Raw genomic sequence first — 17697 nt, 5'->3', positions numbered from 1 at the left:
CCTTGCCGTTGAGCGTGGCGAGGACGAGGTCGGGGTTGTGCACCTCGACACCGGCCGGGGGCGCGATGTCGGCGGCGGTGACCAGACCCGGGCCCTGCTTGCGCAGGTACATCACGACAGGCTCATCGTGCTCGGACGACACGACCAGCTGCTTGATGTTGAGGATCAGGTCGGTGACGTCCTCCTTGACGCCCGGCACGGTGGTGAACTCGTGCAGGACACCGTCGACGCGGATGCTGGTGACGGCAGCGCCGGGGATGGAGGACAGCAGGGTGCGGCGAAGAGAGTTGCCGAGGGTGTAACCGAAGCCCGGCTCCAGCGGCTCGATCACGAACCGGGAGCGGAACTCGTCGACGACCTCTTCGGTCAGGGACGGACGCTGAGCGATCAGCACGAGGTGTTGCCTCCAGTGGTTTGGCGCCCGCTATGTGACGCCGTAGACATACGAGGGTACGGGGATACCGGCGATACGACCTTTAAGAGACCGAACCGCCGACTCCAGCCCGGCGAGGAGTGCCCGATTCTCCCTTCGTCCACAGTCCCCACGGCCGGCTTGTCCGTCCTGGTCGATGCAGAGGGTGGACGGCACTGGACGCATGGTCCTGGTGGTGGCGGCTGATGGGTCTCAGCAACGGAGGCCGGCATGTGCCTCGGCCGTGACGCCCGTTTGACGCCCTGAGCGCCCAAAGGACCCTTCGCCATGGCCGAAAAGGGCCTCTGACCTGTGGTTATGTCGGAACGCCCCACTGCTGACGTCTTCCGATGACCCACCAGGTTGAGTGCGTTGCGATCCTTGAACCTGCCGCTAAGGGCTCTTGACCTGCGGTTTTGTGTGTGCGCGTTATGTGCCGTGTGGGCGTTACAAGCGATATCTTGACGCTCGTTCTGATGGGGTGTCAGGCGACCTGTTGGGCGGGTCAGGCTCTTCTGAGGTGGCAGGTATCGACGGGGCTCTGAGAGCAGTCGACGCTGAGGGCGGAGGTTCTGCTGGTCAGATGCCCCGGTCGCGCTGGCCCTCTGTCGTACGGATGGCTGGCGCTCCTTGTCGTCGAGGGCAGGCCCGTTCGCCTCAAGGTACTGCTGCCACTGTTGTGCGGGGAGTCAACCGTGGTGGCCGCCCGGCTGGAACGGGATCCGCTCACCGGCCGCAGCTTCCACGATGAACCGGGTGAGCGTCCGGCCATCGTCCCCTGTGAAGGCGCTCGAATGGTGGGAGGGCATGCCGTCGCAGCAGCAACCGCGGTGGCAGGTGGAGGTGTTGAGGCCGCCGGGGTCAACCGGGCCGTCCTGGATATAGCGGACGGGGTTCTTCTTGCTGGTGCCGGTGCCGGTGCCGCCGATGGGGTAGCCGATGCCGCACAGGTCGGCCGGACACAGGCCCGAGGGGTCGGACTTGGTGACCGGGTTGTTGTGGGCATAGGAGTAGGCGTTCATCTGGGCCGGAGCATTGATGTCGATGACCGGGTCGACGGAGAGGAACCGCCCGAGGGTGGGGTCATATTCGCGGGCTCCGAGGTGGACCAGTCCCGTGGGGTCGGCGGTGCCGCCCACGAACCCGCGCGTTCCGGGGATGGCCTCGGTCTCCTCGGAGCACAGCTCACCGGAAGGGAGTCGCCAAGCAAGATGGCCTGCAAGTCATTCGGTTTCTCGAAATCCTATTCCGATGCCGTCGTTGTTACTCCCTGTCAGTTCGAGGTGAGGAGAGATGCTCCTCCCCACCCCGAAGAATTGGCACGCCTTACGGAGCTGGCCAGCCTGCTTCATCGCCGCAATCGGAATGTTCCGACCGCAATGCCAAGCCCCACCGCGACGATGGCAGGGATGACAATATTGAAGGGTTCCGGAGCCACGGGCAGGCAATGAAAACCTCTACGACTACGACCATGCCAGCAAGGAGCTTCCAGCGGGTGCGCCCTGCGCCGCTACTCACTCATGCTGTCCTTCTTCACCGGTCTCGCGCTTCAGCTTCGCCCTCAACACTCTCCCCCAGACCATCCCGGCTCCTATCACGATCACCGGTGGGCCAACGACTTGGACCCATCCCCCTATCGCCTTTGAGGCCACAGCGACGATCACCGTAAGAATCGCCGGCGGAATGATACTTTTGAGTACTTCTCGCCGCAATCTTGTCATTGACCATCCATCATCCGTTGGATCAACTTCTCAATGCGATTCAGGATTCGATCCATTCGAGAGAAGGGCATTCTACTGGCTATCGACTGACCGGCAGCGCTAGTACCCCCAAGGTAGCCGAGCCCCGCACCGGTCGCGGTATTGATCGCAAAGGAGGAGGTGTTCGAGTTCTTTGGTCCCGCATTTAACGCAGCATAATTCGCGGCCGCCGTGCCTGCACCTATGGCAATTGCCCCTCCCACTCCGCAAGCCGCGGACGCTATGCCAGGACTGCTGCGGTCAGCGAAGTTGAGGACAGTCGTGAGCAACCGGGCTAGGTTCTGTCTCCTTGGTCATCTACGGGCCCAGATGAGAATGGCCGCGAGGTGGAGCGCGGCCTGGTAGGCGATGGCGAGTTTGTCGGTACGCATGGCCAGGCCGCGCCACTGCTTGAGACGGTTGATACACCGCTCGACGGCGTTCCTCTGCTTGTAGGCATCAGCGTCGAAGCCTGGTGGCGGCCGCCCCGTGAGCCTCGTCGGCGCCGGTTGCGGGCTTGGTCCACGGGCTGCGGGATGACCGCCCGGATGTGCCGCTCGCGCAAGTGGAACCGGATCGCCCGGGAAGAGTACGCCCGGTCCGCGATCACGACGTCCGGTCTGGTGCGAGGGCGTCCGCGCCCGGTGCGAGGAACGCGGAGCGCGGCCATCACGGCGGTGAACGAGGGGGCGTCACCTGTCTGTCCGGCGGTGACCGTGATCGCCAGAGGACGGGCATGGGTGTCGCTGGCCAAGTGGACCTTGATGCTCAGGCCGCCTCGGGAACGGCCCAACGCGTGGTCGGCGGGCTCACCGCGGACTGACTCACCCTTTGCGGGCTCCGGCGGCGTGCTGGTGGGCCCGGCAGACGGTGGAGTCCACCGAGGCGGTCCAGCCGATGTCGTCGGCGGCGTCCGCCGTTGCCAGGACGGCGGTGAAGATCTTCTCCCACGTCCCGTCGACAGCCCACCGCAGCAGCCGTTTGTGCGCGGTCTTGAAGGAGCCGAGCTCTTCGGGCAGATCGCGCCAGGGCGAACAGGTGCGGTACTTCCATGCGATGGCCTCGATCGTGCGGCGATGGTCGGCCCATCGGCGCCCGCGAACCGGATCGGCCGGCATCAACGGCTCGATCCGGTCCCACATCGCATCACTGATCACCAACCGGACAGACATATCCGATCAACTGCTCAGCCCATCAAAGAGACACGCCCTAGTGGGCCCAAGTCGTCGGGTGTCGTCTGAGCGGCTGACAGATCAGTCGCGCCGCGGGAGCAGAGGCGCTCAGCCCATCGCTACCGGGGTCCGAGTAGGAACCGAACAGGGAACCGGCCCGCGCCGCCGCGCTCGATCACGCCCCAGGCCATGCCGCCGCGTTGATCGACGTGCAGGCTGATGGTGCGGCCGAAGAGGGTGGTCGAGGGGACCGGGGTGTCGTCGCCGGAGGCGCTCGCCGGATCGGCGCCGTCGCAGGACGTTCCGTCGCAGACCCGCGGATACACCCAGTCGGTGCAGTCGACCGCGCCGGCGTCGCCGCAGGCACGGATCCAGCCGCGCCGGTGACCGACCGGATCGGAGACGTTGTACATCAGCGTGCGGGTGCCGGTCCAAGCGGCGGGGATGCTCGCCTTGCCGAGCAGCGGCTCCCAGGTGGCGCCGCGGTCCCAGGACCGGTCGAGCCAGACCGAGTCACCGCGCACACCGTTGTCGATGCTCGCCCAGGCCATGTTGTCGGGGTCGGAGACGTGCAGTCGCAGGACCCGACCTTGATGTTCCTGTCCGGCACCGGAAACGTGTCCTGCTTCGCCCTGGCCAGGTCCAGCGTGTCGCACGCCAGCGCGCAGATTGCCGGCGCCGCATGTGCCGGGCCGGGCAGGGCGACCACTCCGGCCAGGGCGAGTGCCAGGACCAGGAGCCCGGTCCAGATGGTGCGAAGTCTTCGTGCGGGCATGACGGCGTACCGGCCCTTCCCGAGTCGTGAATGCACCCGCTGTGGGAACGCGCCTGCTACGGCGCCGCGTTGAGCAGGTCGAGCGCGCTGTGCTGCCGTGCCGCGTCCACCTTGTCGAGCGGGCCGGACCAGCGCAGTCCGTACTGGTCTAGGGCGTTGCGGTCGCTGGTGTGGGCGCGGTCCGCCTGGCGGCGCAGATAGGCGGTGTAGGGGTGGTCCGGCAGCGCGGCGTTGAGCTTGCCCAGGCCACGCGCGTGCGCGCCCTTGAAGGACGGCCCGTCGGCGCCGCAGTCACCGCCCTCGCACGGGTCGCGCAGGATGCCCTCCGCGGTGTGCAGTAAGGCTGTCGTGGTCGCCGCGTCGGCGATCTGCCGTGCCCGGGTGAGCAGCGGGCCGTCACCGGTGGCCCGGTGCAGCTCGGTGAGGGCGCCGAGCAGGACCCCTTGGTTGTACGACCACACCGGCTGGCCGTTGTTGCGGCAAGTGCCCAGGTCGATACCGTCGTTGACCAGATTCGAGCCGTTGATCATGCCAGTGCCCTGGAACCAGGACCACCCTGCACGGGCCCGCGCCAGATACGTCGTGTCGCCCCCGATCCGGTTGTGCAGGGCCGCGTTGAGGTGGATGTAGAGGGAGTTGGCGATGGCGTTCTTGTACGTCCTCGCCGTGCTCCACCACACGCCGCCGCCGCACGTGCCGTCCCAGTACGCCGCCATGTGGTCGGCGTCGATCCGGGCGGTGTCGAGGTAGCGGGCGTCGCCGGTCAGGTCGTACGCGGCGACCCAGGCCAGGCCCCACCATCCGGTGTCGTCGATGTAGTCGTTGCGGAACCGCCCGTCCGGCGCGTTGAGGTTCAGGTCGTAGGTGCGGCCGATCGCGTACGAGTAACTGCCCATGCCCGACACGCGGATGTTGTCGATGACCGCGGTGAGGGCGTTGGCGGAGTTCCACCAGCCGGTGGTGTCGAAGAGGCCGGTCGCGTTGTTGTAGAAGGTCATCAGCCCGGTGGCGGCCGCGGTGCGTCGGTCGCCGGCGTTCCAGGTGGTGCGGGCCCATGCGGTGCAGGCGATCTCGGCGCGATCGCCGGCCTTGCCGCAGGCACGCAGCGCCCCGACGCCGTGGCTGCTCCAGTCGTCCACGTTGTACATGAGCGTGCGCCGGCCCCGTTGACCCGCGGGCACGGTGGTGTCGCCGAGCTTGCTTCCGGAGCTCCACGTGCGGCCGCCGTCGAAGGAGCGGTCGAGCCAGACCTCGTCGCCCTGGTTGCCGTCGGCGATGGCCGCCCAGCCCATCGCGTCGGCGTCGTCGAAGTGCAGGCCGATCGAGCGACCGTGGACGGTGGCCGTCACCGGGGCGCGGTCGCCGGGGGACAGGGCGGGGTCACGGGCATCGCAGTACTTGTTGCAGATGGCCGCCGCCGTCGTGGCTGTGCCTGCGGCGGACGCCGACGGCGGGGCGACACTCGCGAGAAGCGCGAGGGCGAGCGCTGCGGCCGGCCGTCCGAGGGTGGGGGGAGTTGGTCTGCGGAGTCTTCGTACGGGAGCCATGGGGCCTCCCCGTCAGGGCAACGCCCCGGCTTCGCCAAGGGCGGCCTGCGAACACCGGCGAAGGCGACAGTCCGGGGACGTGCTGCGAGTGAAAGAGAGCGCTCTCGGAAGGTAATGACGGGATGACGGGTCGTCAATGGTGCGGGCGTGCCGGCTGGGATCGGGGCGCGCTCATCCGGCCGGCTCCGACAACCCGAGCTGCGCGGCCATCGTGCGCTGGCGGGCCTGCTCCACCGCCCGCGTCAGGGCCGCGATGTCGTAGGCGCCCTGATGGCGCCGGCCGTTGATGAAGAACGTGGGTGTGCCCGACACCCCGCTCAGGTCCGCGGAATCGACGTCCTCCGCGACACGCAGCGCGCCCCGGCGCTGCTCCAGGTCGTCCCGGAACCGTGCCACGTCCAGACCGAGTTCCCGCGCGTACCGCAGCAGGTCCTCGCCACCGAGGGCGTCCTGCCGTTCGAGCAGCAGGTCGTGCATCTCCCAGAACTTCCCCTGCCGCGCGGCCGCCTCCGCCGCCTCCGCCGCCAGTTCCGCGTTGGGGTGCACATCCGGCAGGGGAAGATGCCGCCAGACGTAGCGGACGTTGGAGTCGGCGCCCAGCAGTTCCCGTACGACCGACTCGGCCTGCCCGCAGTACGGGCACTCGAAGTCGCCGTACTCCACCACCGTGACGGCCGCCTTCTCGGGCCCGCGGATCCGGTCATGGCGAACGTCGACGGCCACCGCCAGATCGGTCAGCGTGTCGGTCGTGCCCAGCAGGGCCCGGGCCCGGCGGGCCTCCGGCAGCAGGCTGATGACGCCGGAGACCGCCCAGCTGAGCACGAACGCGGCGACCAGGGTGGCGAGGACGCCGATGCGGGCCTGATCCAGTTCCTCGCCCTCGAAGGCGTGGGACGCGATCAGCAACGACACGGTGAAGGCCGCCCCGGCGATGGCCCCACCGGCGGTGACCGAACCCCAGCCCACATTGGGCCGCAGGCGGCCACCCGTCAACACCCGCGCGCCCGCCATGGAACCCACGATCCCGATCACCTTGCCCGCAACGCAGCCGCACAGAATGCCCAAGGTGATGGGCGAGGTGAACGCCTCCGCCAGCTTGGCGCCGCTCAGCTCGATGCCCGCGTTGGCGAGCGCGAACAGTGGCACGATGCCGTAGCTCACCCAGGGCAGGAACTTCTGCTCCAGCCGCTCGTTGGGCGAGATCGCCGCGGCGAGGCCCTGTACCGCGGAGCGCTGCAACTCCGCGGTGGGCTGCTCGCGGAAGAGCCGGAACAGATGGCTCGCCCGCTCCAGATCGCCCCGCGGCGCCGGATAGGCGACGACCAGGGCGCCGATGGCCAGACCCGTCACCACGGGATCGACCCCGGCCTCGTACAGCGCGACCCACACCACCACGGACAGCACAGCGCAATAGGCGCCCTTGCGGAGGCCGACCAACCGCAGCGCCGCGATCAGCAGCAGCCCGCCCAGCGCCACCAGCAGCGCCGGAACGTCGATGCCCTCGCTGTAGAAGACGACGATCACCAGCAACGCGAGCAGATCGTCGACGACGGAGATCGACAGCATGAAGGCGCGCAGGGACGCCGGCAGCCGTGAGCCGAACACGGCCAGAATGCCCAGGGCGAAGGCGGTGTCGGTCGACATCGCCGTGCCCCACCCGTGCACCGAGTCACGACCGGCGTTGACCGCGATGTAGATCGCCGCGGGTACGACCATGCTGCCGAGCCCGGCCACGGCGCTGAGCAGCACCCAGCGGCGGTCCCGCAGTTCCCCCATGTCGAACTCGCGACGCGCCTCCAGGCCGACCACGAAGAAGAACAGGCTCATCAGACCCGCGTTGATCCACTCGTGCAGGTCCAGCGAGAGATGGTGGGCGTCGAAGCCGATGGTGAAGTGCGCGCCCCAGACCTCTTCGTAGGAGTGCGCGTCGATGTTGGCCCACAGCAGGGCCGCGGCCACGGCCGCCAGCAACAGAGCGGCGCTGCCCGTCTCGGTCTGCACGAAGGTCCGCCAGTGGGCCCGGGTCTGGCTGGACAGCGTCTGATTCGTCTCGCTGGGGTATTGGCCGCTCACATGGCCAATTATCGCCGCCGCTCCTGTGCAGACCCGACTTCAGCCGGGGGTCGGCGCCCGTCCGATGCGGCGTCACCCGAGCAGAGCAACACACCGGCAGGCCGCGGGGGCGATGGACCCGCTCCCGGGGCCTGCCGTCGATAGGGGATCGGACGTGGATCAGGGGAACTGCGTGACCTTGGAGGGCACGGTGTCCGTCCCTGACGTGGGGGCTCCCGCGTCGGTGATGACGTGGCGGTACTGACCCTTGCCGCCGAGGGAGATCACCATCAGACGGTGCATCCTGATGCCGGGCTTGACCGGCACCCGGAAGCCGTGGTGCTGGACGATCGTGTCGTCGGAGGTGTAGTTGCAGTAGCTGCCCAGCGCCCACGCCTCGTGCTCGTTCACCGTGTCGGCGACCTTGTAGGCCGCGTATCCGACGATGCCGTCATGGGTGATGGCGGCCTCGTTCGGGGCGTCGTAGGCCTTCTCGTTCTGGAAGAAGACCGTGCGCCCGCGCTCCCCGCTCCAGAGCACGTCGTACTTGTTGAAGTGCTCCACGAACAGGCCGGTGGTGAGGACGTCGTCGCCGTTGACGCGCAGCCCGTAGTCGGCCCGGTTGGTGTCCCAGCCGACGCCCTCGCCGTGGTCGGCGCGCCAGATCCAGGTGTGGTCGATGAGTACGTCGTCGCGGTTGACGACGACAGAGTTGGTGGCGAGCCCCCTGTGCCGCGCCGCCGATGCGGACGAACACGTCCTGCATGGTGGTGGGGTTGGCGGAGTGGTCGGCGGACGCGCCCGGCTCGCCGATCCGCAGCAGTGTGTCCGAGTTGACCGACCCGGCGTCGATCAGGAACTTTGACAGTCCCCCTGCCGTGGCGGTGCCGAAGCAGAGCGAGGGCCCGTGCGGTGACGACAGCGGTGGAGGCGAGGGCGCCGGCGCCCGCGAAGATGACGGGGCGGGCCAGGCGTTGGCGGTCTGGGCAGGGGTTCCGGAGCGGTTCATCAGCAGGCCCAGGAATGAGGCGAGTTGGACCAGGAAAAGGATCGGTGGAGCTTGGGGCGGCAGTCGTAGCGCCACTCTCCACCACCGTCGCCGTACGGTATGCCGCGCCGAGCGTCCAGCGCGGAGTGAGCGCGAGGTGCTTGCTCTGATGACCGAGGGCCGTACCGACAACGAGATCGCCCGCGAGCTGTACGTCACCGAGGCGGCGGTGAACAAACACGTCAGCAACATGCTGCAGAAGCTGGACCTGCCCACTGACGGCGAGGGACACCGCCGCGTCCTCGCCGTCCTCACCTACCTCCTTGCATGATCACGGGGCCGAGTGGGGGGAGCCAGGCAACGGCATTCCGGGGTTCGAGCGAGCCGCCCCCCGAGTGCGCCGTGATCGGCAGGCAAGTGGCTCCTCCTACCCTGCGCGCGGAGGAGCCACCGGCCAGATACGTGCCTGATACGTCGGCTCACGCAACCTCGTGGGCCGGGTCCCGTGTGGTGGCCGAGGCGACATCTGCCGGCGCGCCTTGTCCGGTACGGGGCAGGACGCGGAACAGGCTGCCCGGCCACCAGAACCAGCGGCCCAGGTCGAGGGCGAGGGCGGGGACGAGGACCGTACGGACGAGGAAGGTGTCCAGGAGGACGCCGATGCCGACGAGGACGCCCATCTGGGCCATCGTCACCAGGGGCAGGCCCGCGAAGATCGCGAAGGTCGCGGCCAGGACGACACCGGCCGAGGTGATGACGCCTCCAGTACTGGTCAGACCCTCCAGGACGCCGCGCTGGTGGCCCAGTCGCCCGGTCTCTTCCCGCACCCGGTGCATGAGGAAGATGTTGTAGTCGATGCCGAGGGCCACCAGGAAGACGAAGCCCATCAGCGGGATCGACCAGTCGATGCCCGCGAAGTCCAGGACGTGCTCGAAGAGCAGGTTCGAGGTGCCGAGGGCCGCGAAGTACGACAGCACGACCGTGGCCAGGAGCAGGAGCGGGGCGACCAGGGCTCGTAGCAGGAGGATCAGGACGGCCAGGACGACGAGGAGCACGATCGGGACGACCGTCGTCAGGTCGCGGTCGGCCGCTCGCTGAGTGTCGAGAGTTTCGGCGGTGGTGCCGCCGACGAGGGCGTCCATCGGGTGCACGGCCTCGCGGAGGTCGTCGATCGTGTCCTTGGCCGACTGGCTGTCGGGTGCGTCCTTCAGCACCACGGTGAGGGAGGTGAATTCGCCGTCCGGCGTGCGGTCAGTGTCGTCTTCGACGCGGGCCACCCCGTCCACCGCGGACGCGGCCGCCCTGACCTCGGCGGTCCGGCCGGTACGGGTGATGATGTCCGCCGGGTCGGAGGCGCCCGACGGGTAGTGTGCCGAGATCCTCTCCTGCGCCACGACCGACTCGGGCTTGTCCTGGAACATCTCCGCCTGAGTGAGGCCCATGTTGATGCCGACCGCGCTGAGCGCGAGCACACCGGTGACGGCGACCGACATCAGCCACGACCAGCGGGGGCGCAGGGCGACGGCGGCCCCGACACGGGACCAGATCGTGCGCGGCTTGCGGGCGGGCGTGCCCTCGTGCGGGACGAACGGCCAGAACACCCAGCGGCCGGCGATGACCAGCAGCGCGGGAAGCACCGTGACCATCGCGAGCAAGCCGCAGACCACGCCCACCGAGCCCACCAGTCCCAGCGAGCGGGAGGAGTTGATGTCGGCGAACGCCAGGCAGGACAGGCCGACGGCGATAGTGGCGGCGGAGGCCAGGATCGCCGGGCCGGATCGGCGCAGCGCGATGCGCATCGCCTCGTGGCGGTCCTGGTGGCGGTGCAGTTCCTCGCGGTAGCGGGCGATGAGGAGAAGGGCGTAGTCCGTGCCGACGCCGAAGACGAGGACCATGAGCACACCCGCGCTCTGCGGGTCGACCGGCAGTCCGGCGTGCTTGGCCAGCAGATACGTGGTGACCTGGGTGAGGACGGCCGCGAAGCCCACCGACATCAACGGCAGCAGCCACAGGACCGGGCTGCGGTAGGTGAGCAGCAGCAGGACCGCCACCACCAGACCGGTGGCCAGCAACAGTGTCGTGTCGAGGCCGTCGAAGACCGCCACCGAGTCGGTGAGGGACCCGGCCGGACCGCCGACCTCGACGTCCACGCCGGGCGGCGCGTTGGCGCCGGCCACGTCACGCAGTTCATCGACCTTGTCGGTGATGTCGTCCTCGCTGTCCAGCGGGACGATCGTCATCAGGGCCTTGCCGTCCTCGGACGAGACCGGTTGCGAGACCTCCTGGCCTGCGGGGACGTACCGAGCGAAGGCGTCACGATCGGCGGTGGCCTTCGACTGAGCCTTCGCGCCGTCGCCGGTGTAGACGACGACGGCAGGCATCACCGTGTCCGTACGGAACTTCTCCAGCTCCGTGTTGACCTGCGCGGACTCGGCGCCGCGCGGCAGGAAGGCGTTGGGTCCGGATTCCTCGACGTCGCCGAGCTTGCCGGCAAGCGGGCCGAGGGCGACGGCCAGGATCAGCCAGACGGCCAGGACCAGCCACTTGCCGCGGCGCCCGCCGGGCGCGCGGGCGACGCGCTGGAGCAGCGCACGCATGAGTAGTCTCCTTTACGTAGGGAGCGCGCCGCCGGTCCATCTCGATGGCCGACGTCAGGGCGCACGGGGCCCGCACCACGGCGCTTGCAGGTGTGACGACCTGCCGTGATGTACGGGTGGGTGTGTCCGGGGTGTGTTCTTCCTCGGTACGGCCGGGAGTTGCCGCTCCCGGCCGTACGCACGCCGTCGGCGTCTATTCGATCTCGCGCATCATCTTCTCCATCGAGGACACCGCGAGCCGGGTCTGCGTCAGCTCGTCGAGGGTCTGCCGCTGTTCGTCGACCATCCGGCGCTGCAACTCCACGGTGTCCTCAAGGAGTTCGGCGTACTTGGCCGCGAGGTCCTTGTACTGCTGCTCGCGCGCGGCCAGCATCCGGGCCCGCCAGGTGGCAGCCGCCTGCCAGACGATCACGATCAGCAGGGTGAAGACCCCGGCCGCGCCCACGGCTCCGACCAGCGCGCCCACCACGTCGCCGCTGTCGGCGAGCGTCACCTGTTCCTCATTCACTTCGCTTCCTCTTTCTCGGCCTCGGTCTTCTCGGCCTCGGTGAGCGTGGCGGCCGCTCGGGCGATGACGCCGGGTGTCAACTCGTAGAAGAACGGCGTGACATCGAAGTACTTCATCGCCTTGCCGTCCTCCGCGAGTTCGAGCGTGCCGACGACCAGTCCCGCCGCCTCCAGCCGCTGGAGGTGCATGTGCAGCAGCGGCCGGCTCATGCCGATCTCGCGAGCCAGCGCGCTGACGTAGTTCCGGCTCTCCAGCAGCGCCGCGACGATCCGCATGCGGTGCGGATTGCCGAGAGCGGAGAGCACCCTCAGCAACTCGTCGCCCGTCGGTGCCGGAGGCGGGACCTCGGGCATCGCGGCCCCTTTCCGTCGTACCTGTCAGAAAAGGCTGACAGGACCCGCGGGCACCTGTCAAAGATTCCTGACACATATCCGGGGTGGATGGGGGACAGATGGGGGAGGCATGGGGGAAGTCTCAGGGTCGGCTCAGGGGCGCGTGCGGATGAAGCCCGGGCCGTGCGGGCACGGAGGCCAGCCACAGATACGGCCACACGAGCCTCGCGTCAACGGGGGAGGCGCGGCCGGACTCGGCGCTGTCGTGGTGCGCGTTCGCGCTCGCGTTGGCTTACGGCGGCCCTCGGGCGGATCTGGCTGCTGCGCCAGTACGTCGTCCAGGTGCGCCGTCTCGCGGAGATCACCGCCGACGGCCGGGCCGCCGTCAACCACGGGCGGCGGCGGTAGCCTCCGGCCTGCCGGTGATGGGCGGGGCAGGAGGCGCCGCCGTACTCGGGGCGCTCGCCGTGATCGTGGTCGTGTTCCTGCACATGGTGGTCGGCGAGATGGCCCTCAAGTCCTGGGCCATCGCCCACCCCGAACGCTCCGCCATGCTGCTCTCCCGCCCTTCCGGGGCGTGGTCAAGCTGGTGCGTCCGCTGATCTGGGTGCTCAACAAGGTGAGCAACGCCCTGGTACGGCTGTGCCGGGTCACCCCCCGCGACGAACTCGCCGCGGTCCACAATCGCGAGGAACTCACCCATCTGGTCGAGGAGTCGGAGCGGCTCGGTCTGATCAGCAAGGAGGACTCCGGGCTGCTCACCAGCTCGCTCACCGAGCCTCATAATCCCGTCAGGGACCTTCAGGTGCCCGCCGCGCGGATCACCACGGTGGGTGTGGAAGCAGACCTGGACGCCATCTTGGCCACCGCGGCCGAGCACGGCCGCAATCGCCTCCTGGTCCGCGACGGGGACCGTGTCATCGGCTCGGTCCACGCCCGGGACGCCCTCATCGCCCGTAGCCGGGGCCGTACCGCCTCCGCCCACGATCTGGCCCGCCCCGTACCGGAGCTGACCGGACAGGACACGATCAGTCACGCCATCGAGCAGCTCCGCCAGCGACGCGCTTCCCTCGCCGTCGTCCGCGACGAGGCCGGCCGCCTCACCGGCATGGTCACCCTCGACGACCTGCTGGCTCGCCTCCTGCACTCGCAGGCGGCGTAGTCGCCGTCGGCCGGTCGGGCGGCCATCCCTTTCCGGGGCACCCGACCGGCCCGCGTCGGACGATGCATCCTCGAGGTGAGGGCGGCACGGATCCCCGTGGGCTTGGCGCGCCGTCGTCTTTCCGATGGCGTGTCATGCCAAGGGACTAACTGGCGATCGCCTCGGACTGTGGGCCTGTCCGGATGAAGAATGATCTCGCAGCGGCCAACGGGGACGGGAACAAGGACCGATGGCGGGATTGGAGACCGTGGTTGTGATCGCTGCGGGCGGATACGTCGCAGCCGACGCCTCCGGCCCGGTGACGAAGCTGGTCGACGAGCTTGGCGAGAGCCGCCGCGTGGCTGTCCGGGAGTCGGAGCCGGTCTGCGGCTGCCGGGACCACCTCGCCCACCTCGACCCGCACGAAGGCGCTTGCGCCTGCTACGCCGACGTCAGGCAGGGCAAGGCATTGTGAGAAGCGGCCGCGGTGCCCTTGCCGTGCTGCTACGCCGGACGTGAGCCGCCCTGATACCGCCCTGATACGCCTCCGAGCGGGCCGGCGAAGCCTCGGTGGACCGGCGCGCCATGGGGGAGTGACCCATGGGGGCGACCGGACAGGCTCGGGGAAGCCGGCGGGATGCGCCCCCGGCCGCCGGACAGATTGTTGCCCTGGCGCGGTTGACCATGGCCATCGCCGTGGTGGCCCGCTGGCATGACGGTGCCGGGTTCTGGCTCGGCGCTCTGGACGGCCTGGCCCCCTGACCCGGTATGGCGTCGTGCGGCTCTCCGGTGAGATCACGGCGCACAATGCCGCACGCATTGGCGACGATCTGAGGAATGCCCTCCGTTCGCATCCGCGTGTCGTGGAGATCGATCTCCAGCGTGTCACCTACCTCGGTAGCGGCGGCGGACGGGCTCTCCTCACCGTGCTCCGGGCGGCGCGGGTGGGCGGCACGAGGATGATCGTCACCCACGCCGGCGCCCAGGCCCGCGGCACCCTCGACCGGCTGGGTCTGGTCGGTGTCCTCGACGTTTGCGAAGGCGCCGCACCTGAAGGGTGACGCCGGCGATCGTTACCCGCACGACGTCCTCGGCACCGTCGTCATCGCCGCCCCGACGCCGGCCTGGGTCTTCGCGGTCTGATCCGTCCCTGATCACCCGCTTCCACGCTGGCGGCGCCCACCAGCCCTCCCAGTGACACCTCTCGCGAGCATCCGACGGACAGCTCCAGGCAGACGCGGTCCACGCCAGTTCAACCAGCCTCATCCGAGCGGGTACAAACAGGTGCTCCTTCCCCTCCCCGATCGACACGGGCGATTCATCATCCCGTGTTACCTGATCGGCACCCACGCAGTTATCGAAGCATCAAAGAGCTGGTCACAGGCCATACTTGATGGTGGCGAGGGCCGGATCGGCTCCGCGATGGCCCGATGCGGGGAGGAGACGTCCGGTGAGTAGCGTCAGCAAGGGGCTCGGGAAGATCGAGGTGAAACTCAAGTGGGACCCCAGCCCGTTGGGGGAGGCGCCGCGTCACCTCGACATCATCGCCGCGACGTACTCCGAGTCCGACCCCCACGGCCGGCCCGAGTACGTCGTCCACTACGACAGCCGCTCCCCGGACGGCACCATCACCATGCCCCGGCACAGCCAGACCGGGCAGGGCTTCGGCTTCGTTGAGACGATGGTCCTGGAGTTCGACCGGATGGCCCCCACCTACGGCAGGGTGGTGGTCGGCGTGGCCATCCACCAGGACGGCGGCCGGCGCATCTTCGGCGACCTGCGCAACGCCGGCGTGCTCGTCGTCGAGAAGTACTCGGAACTGCTCAAGGACGACTTCACACAGGTCGCCGGATCGACGGCTGCGACGATCGCGGAGTTCGTCCGGAACGGCTCCGGGCAGTGGCAGCTGCACAAGATGGTCCGCGGCTACGACAGCGGCCCGGTCGCCTTCATGGCGGAGATGGGCAGCGTCCCCCCGTCCTGACCGCGCCACATGCCGGGGCGCGACCGGCAGGCACGGCTGTTTCCTACGGAACTCCCCGCCACGACGCTGCCCTTCGGATCGGCGACGCTCGCGCCCACCAGAACAAAGCCGTGGACCAGGGCCGGTCGCATGACCGCGGCACCCTCCTGGGCCCATCCGAGGGCATACGATTGCCCGGATTCACCGCGGCTTCCACCCTCGACGCCTCCTCGCCGGAGCGGCTGTGCATGAACGTCGACGCCCTCGACGCACTGGCTCGGCTGCGGCCCGACAAGGAGGACGAGCGGGACCTCTCAAAGATCGGGGATGCCGATCGCCTGCGGGTGCCTGCCCAACTTCCCAACGATACCTGCATCTTGACGCCCGACAGGACTTCGCCGGAGGGGCCGGATTGTCCACCCCGGGACGAGATTTTGGTGCACATGGCGAACCCAGGCGGGCCGGCAGCGCCCCATGGCTGGAAGCCCGGTCCGGAACTCGCGGTCGGGATCGAGTACGTCCTCATTGACTGGGCCCGACGGCGCAGCTCTGAAACAACGTCAGCGCCGGGCGATCAGCCGTGCCCTGGCCGAGCTTGCCCGGCGACGGAAGTCACACGATCATGAAGGTGGCGACGGAGAGTGACGTCCCTGCCGGAGCTTCCAGGGGGCGCGTGACGAACATAGTGCGCCCTGCGGTCACTGAGTCGCACATCACCGCAGGCTAAGTTGCAACAAAAATGGCTAATGGTGATCTTGTGAGTGCCCCCGGCAGGACTCGAACCTGCGGCCAAGCGCTTAGAAGGCGCCTGGCGAGGGCGTGTCTGCTGTGCCTCTGACCTGCTCTTACGTGATGCCCTGACCGGCCGTCAGTAAATCTTCCGGTGTTTTGCGGGAATGGTCCCGCTGGTCCCGCCTACTACTGGGTGCGTGACGGTCCGGCGTGCGGCCCTTCGAGCCCGGTGCAATCGACGCTGCGAGTTCTGAACTCTTGCCCACTCCGTGATGCCACCTCGGGCTGCGCCACGTACCGCGTCATGCTCCTCGCTGGTAGCTATTGCCGCACCCTATTGGCCTACGGGGTGAGGGGCAGCCGGTTTCCGAGCTCGTTCTCGCAGGGGCTCAGTCGGAGCACGGCCGGCGACCGGAGGCCCTGGACGCCGGCCTGGTGGCCATGGCCCGGGATCTGTACGCGCGGCACGTTCTATTGGACGACATCCGCCGCAAGCTGATCATCCCCACCGGGAAGCGCGCCGGCCAGCACCCCCGCCCACGTTTTACCGCGCCCTGGCCCGGTGCTCCGCCAGTGAAGGGACACGGCCGAAGGCGCAGCAGCGCACACGTAGAGCTGCGCCTGGGCGCCTCGATTGCTGGCCGGGCCGGGCCGGGCCGGGGAGGGGCCGAGGGTGCCCTACTGTTGTGCAGCATGAGCACGGATGTGGCGATATCAGAGGCCAACACCGACGCCCAAAGGGCCGAGGTGCAGGAGCTGTTCAGCAGGACCATCCGGGGCATCGCGCCCAACGCCATCCCGGCCGTGAAAGACGATCACCTGTACGCGCCGCTGGTGCTGCATCACCACGACATTGAGACCGGCCAACTTGCGGGCGCCGCACTGACCTGCCGGTCACAGGTTGCTGTCGGCATGACGATGATGCGACGGCCGGAGTACGCGCCTGTCATGCACCGGCACAGCGAGCTGGACCTCATGGCCGTGGCTCCGGCCTTCCGGGGACGGGGTATCGGGAGCGCGCTGGTCCGTGCAATAGGGCCGGCTGAGGGAGCGGGGTGTACGAATCTGGTTCGGCAACGTCACCCGCGATCTTGAAACCGCGCGGCTCCGCGAGTTCTACACCCGGCATGGCTTCACCGTTCTCCCGGACGGCCAGCCGCTGCCCGATCTGCTGGGCCGGTCGTGGGTGCTCCCGACCGCCGAACAGCCCGCATTCTTCTTCTACAAGCAGACCAAGAAGGGCTGAGGCTGTGGATTGGATCTCTCCCGTTTCGGGGCTCGTCGGCGCCTTGGTCGGCGCGGCGGCTACGTACGGCGGCACCCGCCAGGCACAGAACAAGGCGTTGGAAGATGCCCGCCAGGCCCGTCGAGAGGCCAAGCAGGACCAGGCCGTGGCCACACTGGCGAAAGCCTTCGGTGACCTTCACCAGCACACACCGTGCACCTGGATGCCGGCTACGACTCCACCAAGTCCCGTACCGTGCTTGGCAATCGGAGGCTGTACGGCCAGATCGCCCGCACGAGTATCTCGTGATGAGTCGTCATGCGCGCGATGGTAGGTCCGGGTCGAACGCGTGCCCAACGGATTTCACGGCCGCTTCTTCACGTGCTCCGCTCACCGACTTCCTCGGCGATGCGACCACTCAGCACCCGACGCTGTGCGACGGCCCGGTGGAGACCGCCCGCATCATCCACACCGCCTACCTGCGCAACCTCTTATCTGTGCGTTCGAGGAAACC

13 protein-coding genes and 3 pseudogenes are annotated in these 17697 nt (G+C 68.6%); 6 read left to right on the top strand and 10 right to left on the bottom strand.

From position 1 onward, the window contains the following. The 7 genes and pseudogenes from IE325_RS43875 to IE325_RS43845 all read right to left on the bottom strand — a co-directional run. On the bottom strand, window positions 1-394 hold a 394-nt coding region (locus tag IE325_RS43875), incomplete at its 3' end, for a DNA-directed RNA polymerase subunit alpha (protein ID WP_506005363.1). 707 nt (window positions 395-1101) lie between these two features. Beyond that, complete coding sequence (locus tag IE325_RS43870) at window positions 1102-1572, bottom strand: RHS repeat-associated core domain-containing protein (RefSeq protein WP_268256402.1); 471 nt, start codon at window positions 1570-1572, stop codon at window positions 1102-1104. Between the two features lie 893 nt (window positions 1573-2465). After that, window positions 2466-3323 (bottom strand): annotated as a pseudogene (locus tag IE325_RS43865) (IS5 family transposase). A gap of 119 nt (window positions 3324-3442) precedes the next feature. Continuing rightward, on the bottom strand, window positions 3443-3874 hold the full coding sequence (locus IE325_RS46530; RefSeq protein ID WP_229912503.1) for a hypothetical protein: 432 nt from the start codon (window positions 3872-3874) through the stop codon (window positions 3443-3445). 280 nt (window positions 3875-4154) lie between these two features. Then, the gene (locus IE325_RS43855) at window positions 4155-5645 is read right to left on the bottom strand and encodes a glycoside hydrolase family 76 protein (RefSeq protein ID WP_190075803.1); all 1491 of its coding nucleotides are present in this window, start codon (window positions 5643-5645) and stop codon (window positions 4155-4157) included. Window positions 5646-5816: 171 nt separating this feature from the next. Next, window positions 5817-7718 (bottom strand): Na+/H+ antiporter NhaA, encoded by a 1902-nt coding sequence (locus IE325_RS43850; protein WP_190075802.1) that lies wholly within the window; start codon window positions 7716-7718, stop codon window positions 5817-5819. 159 nt (window positions 7719-7877) lie between these two features. Then, window positions 7878-8565 (bottom strand): annotated as a pseudogene (locus tag IE325_RS43845) (pectate lyase-like domain-containing protein); the annotation flags it as partial. A 289-nt stretch (window positions 8566-8854) separates the two neighbouring features. Here IE325_RS43845 and IE325_RS43840 point away from each other — a divergent pair. After that, entirely contained in the window at window positions 8855-9016 is a 162-nt protein-coding gene (locus IE325_RS43840; RefSeq protein ID WP_190075801.1) for a LuxR C-terminal-related transcriptional regulator, read from the top strand. 148 nt (window positions 9017-9164) lie between these two features. Here IE325_RS43840 and IE325_RS43835 read toward each other — a convergent pair whose 3' ends face one another. The 3 genes from IE325_RS43835 to IE325_RS43825 all read right to left on the bottom strand — a co-directional run bounded on the left by IE325_RS43835 (window position 9165) and on the right by IE325_RS43825 (window position 12143). Continuing rightward, window positions 9165-11282, bottom strand: coding sequence for an MMPL family transporter (locus IE325_RS43835; RefSeq protein ID WP_190075800.1), 2118 nt, complete (start codon window positions 11280-11282; stop codon window positions 9165-9167). A gap of 193 nt (window positions 11283-11475) precedes the next feature. Next, complete coding sequence (locus tag IE325_RS43830; protein WP_190075799.1) at window positions 11476-11790, bottom strand: hypothetical protein; 315 nt, start codon at window positions 11788-11790, stop codon at window positions 11476-11478. Beyond that, window positions 11787-12143, bottom strand: a complete 357-nt coding sequence (locus IE325_RS43825; protein ID WP_190075798.1) for an ArsR/SmtB family transcription factor — start codon at window positions 12141-12143, stop codon at window positions 11787-11789. Before IE325_RS43825 ends, IE325_RS43830 begins: the two co-directional genes overlap by 4 nt. A 392-nt stretch (window positions 12144-12535) precedes the next feature. On the opposite strand from IE325_RS43825, the pseudogene IE325_RS43820 reads away from it, so the two are divergent. From IE325_RS43820 to IE325_RS43800, 5 genes and pseudogenes are all read left to right on the top strand, one after another. Next, a pseudogene (locus IE325_RS43820) lies at window positions 12536-13284 on the top strand (CNNM domain-containing protein); the annotation flags it as partial. A 229-nt stretch (window positions 13285-13513) separates the two neighbouring features. After that, on the top strand, window positions 13514-13738 hold the full coding sequence (locus tag IE325_RS43815) for a hypothetical protein (protein ID WP_190075797.1): 225 nt from the start codon (window positions 13514-13516) through the stop codon (window positions 13736-13738). Between the two features lie 301 nt (window positions 13739-14039). Continuing rightward, window positions 14040-14324, top strand: coding sequence for an STAS domain-containing protein (locus IE325_RS43810; RefSeq protein WP_229912502.1), 285 nt, complete (start codon window positions 14040-14042; stop codon window positions 14322-14324). Between the two features lie 332 nt (window positions 14325-14656). Next, window positions 14657-15247, top strand: a complete 591-nt coding sequence (locus IE325_RS43805; protein ID WP_350897169.1) for a TerD family protein — start codon at window positions 14657-14659, stop codon at window positions 15245-15247. Between the two features lie 1404 nt (window positions 15248-16651). Continuing rightward, on the top strand, window positions 16652-17053 hold the full coding sequence (locus IE325_RS43800; RefSeq protein ID WP_190075795.1) for a GNAT family N-acetyltransferase: 402 nt from the start codon (window positions 16652-16654) through the stop codon (window positions 17051-17053). Window positions 17054-17697 lie beyond the last annotated feature (644 nt).

It is taken from the genome of Streptomyces lanatus, from assembly GCF_014655715.1.
Lineage (GTDB): Bacteria > Actinomycetota > Actinomycetes > Streptomycetales > Streptomycetaceae > Streptomyces > Streptomyces lanatus.
Note: the sequence above shows the minus strand (reverse complement) of the source record. Positions and strands in the feature narration are given on the sequence as shown.

Bases quoted from the DNA above. Each gene is read 5' to 3' on its own strand.
- IE325_RS43800 (WP_190075795.1), top strand. From the start codon at position 16,652: ATGAGCACGGATGTGGCGATATCAGAGGCCAACACCGACGCCCAAAGG.
- IE325_RS43805 (WP_350897169.1), top strand. From the start codon at position 14,657: ATGGTGGCGAGGGCCGGATCGGCTCCGCGATGGCCCGATGCGGGGAGG.
- IE325_RS46530 (WP_229912503.1), bottom strand. From the start codon at position 3,874: ATGGCCTGGGCGAGCATCGACAACGGTGTGCGCGGTGACTCGGTCTGG.
- IE325_RS43815 (WP_190075797.1), top strand. From the start codon at position 13,514: ATGGCGGGATTGGAGACCGTGGTTGTGATCGCTGCGGGCGGATACGTC.
- IE325_RS43825 (WP_190075798.1), bottom strand. From the start codon at position 12,143: ATGCCCGAGGTCCCGCCTCCGGCACCGACGGGCGACGAGTTGCTGAGG.
- IE325_RS43835 (WP_190075800.1), bottom strand. From the start codon at position 11,282: ATGCGTGCGCTGCTCCAGCGCGTCGCCCGCGCGCCCGGCGGGCGCCGC.
- IE325_RS43840 (WP_190075801.1), top strand. From the start codon at position 8,855: ATGACCGAGGGCCGTACCGACAACGAGATCGCCCGCGAGCTGTACGTC.
- IE325_RS43855 (WP_190075803.1), bottom strand. From the start codon at position 5,645: ATGGCTCCCGTACGAAGACTCCGCAGACCAACTCCCCCCACCCTCGGA.